This is a genomic window from Faecalibacterium sp. An58 (assembly GCF_002161515.1).
In the GTDB taxonomy this organism is placed as follows: domain Bacteria; phylum Bacillota; class Clostridia; order Oscillospirales; family Ruminococcaceae; genus Faecalibacterium; species Faecalibacterium avium.
This window is the reverse complement of the sequence record NZ_NFHX01000048.1, coordinates 1-8,584: the sequence shown is the minus strand read 5'-3', so window position 1 is coordinate 8,584 and position 8,584 is coordinate 1. Positions and strand designations below refer to the sequence as shown.

9 protein-coding genes and 1 pseudogene are annotated in these 8,584 nt (G+C 66.7%); 5 read left to right on the top strand and 5 right to left on the bottom strand.

Going from position 1 to position 8,584, the window contains the following annotated elements; genetic code table 11:
- Positions 1-172: 172 nt before the first annotated feature.
- Positions 173-358 carry a hypothetical protein gene (locus B5G12_RS13840; RefSeq protein ID WP_087231103.1) on the bottom strand — a complete coding sequence of 62 codons (186 nt, stop codon included), beginning with the start codon at positions 356-358 and terminating at the stop codon, positions 173-175.
- 3 nt (positions 359-361) lie between these two features.
- Here B5G12_RS13840 and B5G12_RS14535 point away from each other — a divergent pair, with 3 nt between their 5' ends.
- Positions 362-544, top strand: a complete 183-nt coding sequence (locus tag B5G12_RS14535; protein ID WP_144064177.1) for a hypothetical protein — start codon at positions 362-364, stop codon at positions 542-544.
- A gap of 59 nt (positions 545-603) precedes the next feature.
- On the opposite strand, the gene B5G12_RS13835 is transcribed toward B5G12_RS14535, so the two are convergent.
- Positions 604-2,463 carry a peptidoglycan D,D-transpeptidase FtsI family protein gene (locus B5G12_RS13835; protein ID WP_087325449.1) on the bottom strand — a complete coding sequence of 620 codons (1,860 nt, stop codon included), beginning with the start codon at positions 2,461-2,463 and terminating at the stop codon, positions 604-606.
- A 111-nt stretch (positions 2,464-2,574) separates the two neighbouring features.
- Between B5G12_RS13835 and B5G12_RS13830 the strand changes: the two genes are divergently transcribed.
- The 4 genes from B5G12_RS13830 to B5G12_RS13815 all read left to right on the top strand — a co-directional run bounded on the left by B5G12_RS13830 (position 2,575) and on the right by B5G12_RS13815 (position 7,239).
- Entirely contained in the window at positions 2,575-3,738 is a 1,164-nt protein-coding gene (locus B5G12_RS13830; RefSeq protein ID WP_087231125.1) for an FtsW/RodA/SpoVE family cell cycle protein, read from the top strand.
- A 135-nt stretch (positions 3,739-3,873) separates the two neighbouring features.
- A complete protein-coding gene (locus B5G12_RS13825) occupies positions 3,874-5,121 on the top strand; it encodes a UDP-N-acetylglucosamine 1-carboxyvinyltransferase (RefSeq protein ID WP_242956057.1) in 1,248 nt (415 codons plus the stop codon).
- Between the two features lie 191 nt (positions 5,122-5,312).
- A complete protein-coding gene (gene ftsZ, locus B5G12_RS13820) occupies positions 5,313-6,500 on the top strand; it encodes a cell division protein FtsZ (RefSeq protein ID WP_087231097.1) in 1,188 nt (395 codons plus the stop codon).
- Positions 6,501-6,537: 37 nt separating this feature from the next.
- Positions 6,538-7,239 carry a hypothetical protein gene (locus B5G12_RS13815; RefSeq protein ID WP_087325448.1) on the top strand — a complete coding sequence of 234 codons (702 nt, stop codon included), beginning with the start codon at positions 6,538-6,540 and terminating at the stop codon, positions 7,237-7,239.
- A 95-nt stretch (positions 7,240-7,334) separates the two neighbouring features.
- On the opposite strand, the gene B5G12_RS13810 is transcribed toward B5G12_RS13815, so the two are convergent.
- From B5G12_RS13810 to B5G12_RS14690, 3 genes and pseudogenes are all read right to left on the bottom strand, one after another.
- Positions 7,335-7,916: a hydrolase gene (locus tag B5G12_RS13810; protein ID WP_087325447.1), complete on the bottom strand. Its 582-nt coding sequence runs from the start codon at positions 7,914-7,916 to the stop codon at positions 7,335-7,337.
- A gap of 1 nt (position 7,917) precedes the next feature.
- Positions 7,918-8,175 (bottom strand): YdbC family protein, encoded by a 258-nt coding sequence (locus B5G12_RS13805; RefSeq protein ID WP_087231088.1) that lies wholly within the window; start codon positions 8,173-8,175, stop codon positions 7,918-7,920.
- Between the two features lie 174 nt (positions 8,176-8,349).
- Positions 8,350-8,584 (bottom strand): annotated as a pseudogene (locus B5G12_RS14690) (hypothetical protein); the annotation flags it as partial.

Genomic DNA, 8,584 nt, shown 5'->3' with positions numbered 1-8,584 from the left:
AAGTTAAGCTCACTTGTGCCGAAGATAGTTGGCTGGACACGGCCTGTGAAAATAGGTAGATGCCGGCTTCTCTCAAAACAAGACCCCTGAGGCGTATGCCTTGGGGGTTTTGCTTTTTGCGTGCCGTGCAGGGCGGGACAGATCGTGAGTGCTGCACAGCCGTTGCCTGCGTTTAGGGCTGCTGGTACTTGTCCAGCGATATCTTGGCGGCCTTGACGATGTCGGTCAGGATGCGCAGCTGCTGGGAGGTGCAGCGGTCCAGCGTATCGGACAGCTCGGCCAGGACACGGCTGCGCTCGCTGCCACGGTCGAACAGCAGGTCGTCCGACTGCACGCCAAGGGCGCAGGCCAGTTCCACAATGTGGAAGCCGATGCGTTGTCGGTGAGCGGCGCCGTCGGCGACGCCAGCCTGAAGCAGGTGACAGCCGGGGACCTCGAGATCGGCAGCGTGCTCGGCAGCATCAAGCTGGAGGACGTTTGGGCGGACACCTACACCAAGGCCGGCCTTATCCTCCATACCAGCGGCCAGATCCAGAAGCGATAAGGACAGCAGGACCCCACACCCTGGGAAGGGCGCGGGGCCTTTTGCTGCCTGTGTAGATATTATTCGCCGCTCAAACTGTCCCCGTCCGCAGGCAGCTCGGCCAGGGCGGGGGCGGCCGGGACGGCGGTGCGGGGCACCCCCCGATAGACCAGGGCCTGCTCCAGCACCTCGGCGCAGACCGGGGCCGCGATGGTGCCGCCGGCGGTGGTCCAGCTGTGGGGCTCGTCGATGCAGACCAGGCACAACAGCTGGGGGTCATCGATGGGAGCCACGGCCACAAAGGAAGCGATGCGGGCGGTGGGGTCGTCGCTGTCCAGTTTTTGGCTGGTGCCGCTCTTGCCGCCCACCCGGTAGCCGGGGATCTGAGCTTTCTGGCCGCCGCCCGACACCACCACCGCTTCCATCATCTGGCGCATCAGGGCAGAGGTCTCGGGGCGGATGGCCTGCCCGGCCTGTGTGGGACCGTTCTGCTGCAGCAGTTCCCCGCTGGGGCTGTATACCTCGGCCACCACATAGGGGCGCATCAGCCGGCCACCGTTGACGATGGCGGCCACCGCTGCGGCCATCCCGATAAAGCTGACCTTGCTGCTCTGCCCGAAGGAGCAGGAGGCCAGCTCCACCGGGCCCATCCGGTCTGCGGTGTAATAGAGGCTGTGGGCGGGCTCGGCGGGCAGATCGATGCCGGTGGCGCCCTGCAGCCCAAAGGCTGCAAAGTAGCTGCAAAAGGCCTCTTTGCCCAGGCGCGCCCCCATCTGGATGAAGCTCTGGTTGCAGGAATTCATCAGGGCCTGGGTGACCGTCTGTACCCCGTGGCGCTTGCGGTTGGCACAGTGGAAGCGGGTGCCCGCCACCGAGATATAGGGCCCGCAGACAAAGGTGTCCTCGGGCTGCACGGCCCCGGAATCCAGGGCGGCGGCGCAGGTGATCAGCTTGAACACGCTGCCCGGCTCATACAGGTCGCTGACCGCCTTGTTGCGCCACTGGGTCTGCTGGGTCAGCTGGAGGGCCTGGGCGCGCTGCTGGCCCGACAGGGCGTTGACGGCGGCCCGAGCGGCCGGGTCATAGACCACGCGGGGCTGGTTGGGGTCGTAGGCCGGGGTGGTGGCCATGGCCAGCACCGCCCCGGTGTTCACATCCAGCACGATGCCTACCCCGCGGGCGGCGGCGCTGTGCTCCTGTACGGCGTAGCCCAGGGCGTTTTCGAGGTAGCGCTGGATATGGGTGTCGATGGTCAGCACCAGGCTGCTGCCCTCCACCGGGGGCTGCTGTATGGCATAGCTCTGGGACAGGGTGTAGCCCCAGGCGTTGACGGCGGTCAGCACCACGCCGTCCTGGCCGGCCAGCAGGCTGTCGTACTCCAGCTCCAGCCCCGAGACGCCGGCGTTGTCCACATTGGTGAAGCCCAGCACCGAGGCCAGCAGCTCCCCCTGGGGATACCACCGCCGTGTATCCTGGTTGATGCGGATGCCGGTGATCGCGTTCTGCTGGCAGAAATCCCGCACCGCATCGGCGGTGGCGCGGTCCACCCGGTAGCGCAGCAGACAGTCGTTGGAGTCCCGGCGGCTGAACTGTTCCAGCAGGCTGGCGCTGTCCAGCTCCAGGATGGAAGCCAGGCCCTGGGCGGCCAGTTCCAGCTTCTCCTCCGGCATTTCCCGGGGGGAGGCCCGTAGGGTCCAGCAGGAGGCATTGGCGGCCAGCAGCGCCCCGTCGGCGCTGTAAATGCGGCCCCGTCCCGCGGGCACGGTGGTATCCTGCAGCTGCTGGCCCAGAGCGCGCTGGACATACAGGCTGTTGTCGGCCAGCTGCAGCCAGGCCAGCCGCGCGGCCAGGCCCCCAAAGCAGAGCAGACAGAACCCTGCGGCCACCAGCCTGGCCCGCAGGCGGAAGCTGCGGCCGGGCAGGATGGGTTCCTGAGGCATGGGCGTCCCTCCTTTCGTTCCAGTGTATGCGCCCGCAGGGCCGGTCCATGACTAAGGGCGGGGCCGGCTGCGTACAATAAAGGCACAGAGAAAGGAGGCCTCCGGATGCAGATGGAACACGCTACCACCCGCTGGGAAGGGCTGCGCCGGCCCGCTCCGGACAGATCCCCCCGGCTGCACGCCCAGCCCCCGCTGGACCTGCCCTTTTTGGTCCTGGTGCTGGCCCTGGTGGCCTTTGGGCTGGTGATGCTGTTCAGCGCCAGCTATGCGGTGGCCCTCTACCGCCGGGGTGACCCCTACGCCTATATCCGCCCGCAGCTGCTGTATGCGGCTCTGGGGCTGTGCGCCATGTGGCTGGCCAGCCGGGTGGATTACCACATCTACCACAAGCTGGCCTGGCCCCTGATGGGCCTCAGTCTGGTGCTGCTGACGGTGGTGCTGTTCATGCCCGAGTACAACGGCTGCAAGCGCTGGCTGGTGATCCCCGGGGTGGGCACCCTGCAGCCCAGTGAGATCGCCAAGTTTGCGGTGGTGCTCACCTTTGCCCATATCATCTCCCTCAACGCCAGCCGGATGGGCAGCTTTGGGGTGGGGGTGCTGCCCTTCGGCCTGGTGCTGGGGGCGGTGGCGGTGCTGATGCTGCTGGAACCCCACCTGTCGGGCACCGTGCTGATCCTGGGCATCGGGGCGGTGCTGATGTTTGTGGGCGGCACCGGGCTGCGGTGGTTCGCCCTGGCGGGGGCGGGGGCCGTGGCCGCGGTGGGGGCCGCCGTGGCGGTGATGCCGGACCTGGTGCCCTATGCCGCCAGCCGCCTGGCCTCCTGGCTGGACCCCTTTGCGGACCCTTTGGGGGATGGCCACCAGACCATCCAGAGCCTCTATGCCATCGGTTCGGGGGGCGCCGCCGGCCTGGGCCTGGGCAACAGCCGCCAAAAACATCTGTTCGTCCCCGAGCCCCAGAACGACTTTATCTTTGCCATCCTCTGCGAGGAACTGGGCTTTGTGGGCGCCCTGGCAGTGGTGGCCCTGTTCGTCCTGCTTTTGCTGCGGGGCATCACCCTGGCCCTGCGTGCCCCCGACCGGTTTGGCGGGCTGCTGGTGATCGGCTTTGTGGTGCAGGTGGCCATGCAGGCCGCGCTGAATATGGCGGTGGTCACCAATACCATCCCCAACACCGGCATCAGCCTGCCCTTTTTCTCCTCCGGGGGCACCAGCCTGATGATGCTGCTGGGGGAGATGGGCATCGTGCTGTCGGTGTCCCGGCAGGAGGCTTGAACCCCGCCCCCGTTTGACAAATTCCGCAGGTAATTCGCACCCCGGCCCGCAAGGCTATTTCGCGCGGGTATTTCCTCACACAGCGCCCCCGTTTTGCATACCGTAGGGTATCTTTTGCGAAACGGGGGTATTTTTATGGGCGGTAGGATCAAGGTGCAGGGCGGCCGGCCCTTGTACGGCAGGGCGCAGGTGCCCCCTGCCAAGAACAGCGTGCTCCCCCTGCTGGCGGCCAGCGTGCTGTGCGGCAGTCCGGCGGCGCTGCTGGGGCCGCCGCGCCTGTCGGATGTGGAGGACTGTCTGGCCATCCTGCGGGCGGCGGGCTGTCAGGCCCGGTGGCAGGGGCCGAACCTCCTGGCAGGGGGGCCGCCCTCCCGCTGCCGTCTGCCCCAGGCCCAGGCCGGGCGGATGCGGGCCTCCATTTTGTTTGCGGCGCCGGTGCTGGCCCGGCTGGGCCGGGTGGAGACCTGGCTGCCCGGCGGCTGCAGGATCGGCAGCCGGCCGGTGGACTGGCACCTGTCCGCCCTGGAGCAGATGGGCGCCCGTGTGTGCCAGGTGGGCCAGCGGCTGGTGCTGTCCGCCCCGTCGGGGCTGCACGGCGCCTGTCTGAGCCTGCCCGGTCCCAGTGTGGGCGCCACCGAGACGGCGCTGCTGGCGGGGTGCGCGGCCAGGGGCCGGACGGTGGTGGAAAACGCCGCTCTGGAGCCGGAGATCCTTGATCTGGCGCAGTTTTTGAACCGGTGCGGGGGCTGCGTGGAGGGCGCGGGCACCAGCCGCATCGTCATCGAAGGGGGCCGAAGGCTGCACGGCACGGCCTACCGTCCCATGCCGGACCGCATCTTTGCCTCCACACTGGCCTGCGCCGTGGCCTCGGCCCGGGGGCGGGTGACCATTGCGGGGTGCAGCCCCGGCCTCTATGCGCCGGTGCTGGATGTGCTGGAGCAGGCGGGCTGCTGGGTGCTGCGGGGCGCCGGCTGGGCCTCGGTGGGCCGGGCCGGGCCCCTGCGGGGGGTGGGCCTGCTGGAGACGGGGGTCTATCCCGGCCTTGCCACCGACGCGGCCCCTCTGGTGGCGGCCGCCCTGCTGAGCGCCCGGGGGCAGACGGTGCTGGTGGACCATGTGTTTGAGGCGCGGTTTGGCTGCGCCGGAGGTTTTGAGGCCATGGGGGCGGCGGTGTCGGTCCGGGGCCGGACCCTGCACATCCATGGGGGCAGGCCGCTGCATGGGGCCGATGTGACCGCCGGGGACCTGCGGGGCGGAGCGGCGCTGGTGGTGGCGGCCCTGGGGGCCAGAGGGTCCAGCCGGATCGCCGGGAGGGAATATATCGCCCGGGGATACGGGGGCCTGGAGGAAATGCTGCGGTCTCTGGGGGCACGAATTGGATAAGAAATGTGCGCCCAAATTGTCAAATTGCAAAAAAGGGACTTGAAAAGGAAAAAATAACTTGCAATCGGAGCCAAAAGATGATAGGATAAACTTGTATAACTCAACTAGAGTATTATCTGGGCCGCCTGGGAAGGGGGACCCGTGCCCGGGGGCTGTCCAGTGACCATATTGCCTGACGGAGGAACAAGACTATGGCTTTGATGCTTGACGAAGAAATGGACGAAAACGTAACGACCATCAAGGTGGTGGGCGTGGGCGGCGGCGGCGGCAACGCCGTCAACCGGATGGTGGCCGATGGGCTGCAGGGAGTGGAGTTCATCGCGATGAACACCGACCAGCAGGCCCTGAACAAAAACCATGCCACCATCAAGGTGCAGCTGGGCTCCAAGCTGACCAAGGGCCGCGGCGCCGGCGCCGACCCCGAAGTGGGCCAGCGCGCGGCAGAGGAGAGCAAGGACGAGATCGCCAATGTGCTCAAAGGGGCACAGATGGTCTTTATCACGGCCGGCATGGGCGGCGGCACCGGCACCGGTGCGGCCCCTGTGGTGGCAGAGGTGGCCCATGACCTGGGGGTCCTGACGGTGGGCATCGTCACCAAGCCCTTTGCCTTTGAGGGCAAGCGGAAGATGGGCCTGGCCGAACAGGGCATCGCCAACCTGCTGATGCACGTGGACAGCCTGATCGTCATCCCCAACGAGCGGCTGAAGATGATCAGCCAGGAGAAGATCACCCTGATGAACGCCTTCCAGGCCGCCGACAACGTGCTGCGCCAGGGCGTCGAGTCCATCTCGGCCCTGATCAATGTGCCGGCCTTCATCAACCTGGACTTTGCCGACGTGCGCTCCATCATGAAGGACGCCGGCTACGCCCACATGGGCACCGGCAGCGCCAAGGGCGCAGGCAAGGCGGAGAATGCCGCCAAGGCCGCCGTGTCCAGCCCCCTGCTGGAGACCAGCATCGCCGGGGCCCACGGCGTTATCATCAACATCACCTCCAGCCCCGACATCGGCCTGGAGGACATCGAGACGGCTGCCGGCCTCATCACCCAGAGCGCCCATCCCGACGCCAACATCATCTGGGGCACCGCCTTTGACGAGAACCTCTCGGATGAGATGCGGGTCACGGTGGTGGCCACCGGCTTCGACAACCGCACCGGGGACGCACTGCGCTCTGCGCTGGACAACGCCAGCGCGGGCAGCACCGCTTCGGCTGCGGGCAGCAGCACCCTGGGGGGCAGCGCCGGCACAGGCAGCGGCGTAGTGTTCAATGCGGACGGCACCGCGCCCGGCTCGGCCAAGCCTGCCTCTGCGGTCGAGGAGGAGAACAGCGACAACCGTTACTACGATGAGCTGCTGGCCATCCTGAACAAGCGCAAGTAAACCGCACAAGCAACACACAGACGAGAAGGAAGCGGCTATGACGGAGGAGATGCTTCGGCTTTTGGCGGCCCAGCGCCGTGAAAAGAAGGATCTTCTTTTGTGCATCGACCGTGCATGGGGACAGTGCGCCCGGCAGGCCCGCCAGGCCCGCCGCAGGCTGCGCCGACTGGAGGGGGTGCTGGCATTGACGACAGACGAGATCAAGCTGCGGCCGGAGGCATCTGTGCCGCCCGACGAGCCGAGGCCGGGAGAGACCCAGCTGGAGGCTCTGACCCGGCGGCTGGCTCAGGCCCATCAGGAGATCAAACAGTATGAGACCAAGCTCTTTGCCTGCGAGCGGACCATCCTTTCTTTGAAGAAGGAGAATGCCGAGCTGACGGCCCTGTGCAACAAAGCGCGGGAACTCGGCTTTGCCCCGGCGGACGAGGAGGCCCGCGGCCCCTTCTGGCCCGACGGCGAAGGCCCGGCCCCTGCGGAGGAGCTGCCGCCCCCGTCCGCCACACAGGGAGCCGAAGGGGAGGACGCCCCTTCCTGGCTGGATGCCCCCATGGAGCTTCTGGAGTCTCCCGAGCCCCGCACCGCACCCGGGAAAGAGGCGCGGCGCAAGGGCGGCCCCCTGGATGAGATCACCTCCCAGGTGCTGGGCCAGCTGGACCTGCTGATGGAACAGGAACACATCCCCCTCAAGCGCTCCTCTTACCTGCATGACCGGCAGGCAAAGCGGGACAAGCAGGGCTGACGCGCTCTGCCCCGACCATAAAAAGAAAGGACCGGCCCTCATGGGAAGCTGCTGCTTCCTCTGGGGGCCGGTCTTTGTATGCCGGTATGGGGCGCTCAGCGCACGGCGCTGGTGCGGTGCTCCATCAGATAGGTGGCGGTCAGGTCTGCGATGTGCAGCTTGATGGCCAGGGGGTAACGGTCGTAGGCTTCCGAGATGGCAAAGCTGCCGCCCCGGGCCGCGTCGTCAAAGCCGCCCATATGCCAGCGGATGGCCACCGCCTCCTCCACCTTCAGCCGCATGAACCGCTCGATGAGAAAGACGCTCTTTTCCCCGTGGCCGTAGGGAAACTGGTCCTCCACGGAGTAGTAGGGCACCTTTTCCCACTGGCCGGTGGCGTCGTTCTTCACGTTCCGGGTGGAGGCTTTGTAGTAGTTGGCTTTGCACAGGTCGTGGAGCAGGGCGCAGATGGCGTAGCTCTCCTCGCTCTCCCCTTCGGTAAAGAAGCGGTCGTGCAAAGCGTGGTAGACGTTCAGGCTGTGCATGCACAGCCCCCCCTCGCAGGCGCCGTGGAACCGCGTGGAGGCAGGGCAGGTGAAAAAGTCGGTCTTGGTGTCCAGCCAGTCCAGCAGGCGTTCGGCTCCGGGCCGGGTCACATGCTGGCGGAAGATGGACAGAAATTCTTCCCGCCTGTCCATCTCACTCCTCCGGGAGATCGGGCTCCTCGGGGACGGTGATCTCCTCCATCTCCTCCAGGATCCCCTTCAGGACCCCCAGTTCCTCAGCGCTCAGGGAGATGCCTTTGCCCATCCGGGTGCCGTCGGGAGACCAGTCGCGGATGTCGTACTTGGGCTCGCCGCCGTTCCAGCTGATCAGGTTGAGCTGGCGCTCCCACCCTCGGGGCCGCTGGGAGAGCACCGCGATGCGCTGGATGATGTCGTATTTGATTTCTGCCATTGCCATTTACCTGCTTTCTTTTGTATGGGATGATGCCACAGGGGCTTTTCTATCATAATAAAGGAAGCCGCCCCGGAATGCAACCCCGCAGAAGGCAAAGTTCAGAAATTTTCCACCCAAATAGCCCCCGCCGCATACAAAACGGCAGGGGCTGTCCTTGTCCGGCCGGGCCGGTCAGCCATAGGGGGCTTCCCGCCGCCAGGCGGCCAGGCTGCGCACCAGATCTTCGCTTTCCTGGGTGGGGATGGGGCTGTCCGGCTCCCGGGCGCCCAGGCCGTAGCTGGCCATCACACCGGGGGTATCCCCGTTCAAAAAGGACGCCGCGTTTTTTTGGCGGCTGGGAGCGGGGGTGCCGTCGGTGACGGGCACGGCGGCTTGGGGCGCCGCGTCAGGGGCGGGGTGCGGGGTC

Coding starts and splice junctions, on each gene's coding strand:
- B5G12_RS13835 (WP_087325449.1), bottom strand. CDS start 2,463: ATGCCTCAGGAACCCATCCTGCCCGGCCGCAGCTTCCGCCTGCGGGCC.
- B5G12_RS13830 (WP_087231125.1), top strand. CDS start 2,575: ATGGAACACGCTACCACCCGCTGGGAAGGGCTGCGCCGGCCCGCTCCG.
- B5G12_RS13825 (WP_242956057.1), top strand. CDS start 3,874: ATGGGCGGTAGGATCAAGGTGCAGGGCGGCCGGCCCTTGTACGGCAGG.
- ftsZ (WP_087231097.1), top strand. CDS start 5,313: ATGGCTTTGATGCTTGACGAAGAAATGGACGAAAACGTAACGACCATC.
- B5G12_RS13815 (WP_087325448.1), top strand. CDS start 6,538: ATGACGGAGGAGATGCTTCGGCTTTTGGCGGCCCAGCGCCGTGAAAAG.
- B5G12_RS13810 (WP_087325447.1), bottom strand. CDS start 7,916: ATGGACAGGCGGGAAGAATTTCTGTCCATCTTCCGCCAGCATGTGACC.
- B5G12_RS13805 (WP_087231088.1), bottom strand. CDS start 8,175: ATGGCAGAAATCAAATACGACATCATCCAGCGCATCGCGGTGCTCTCC.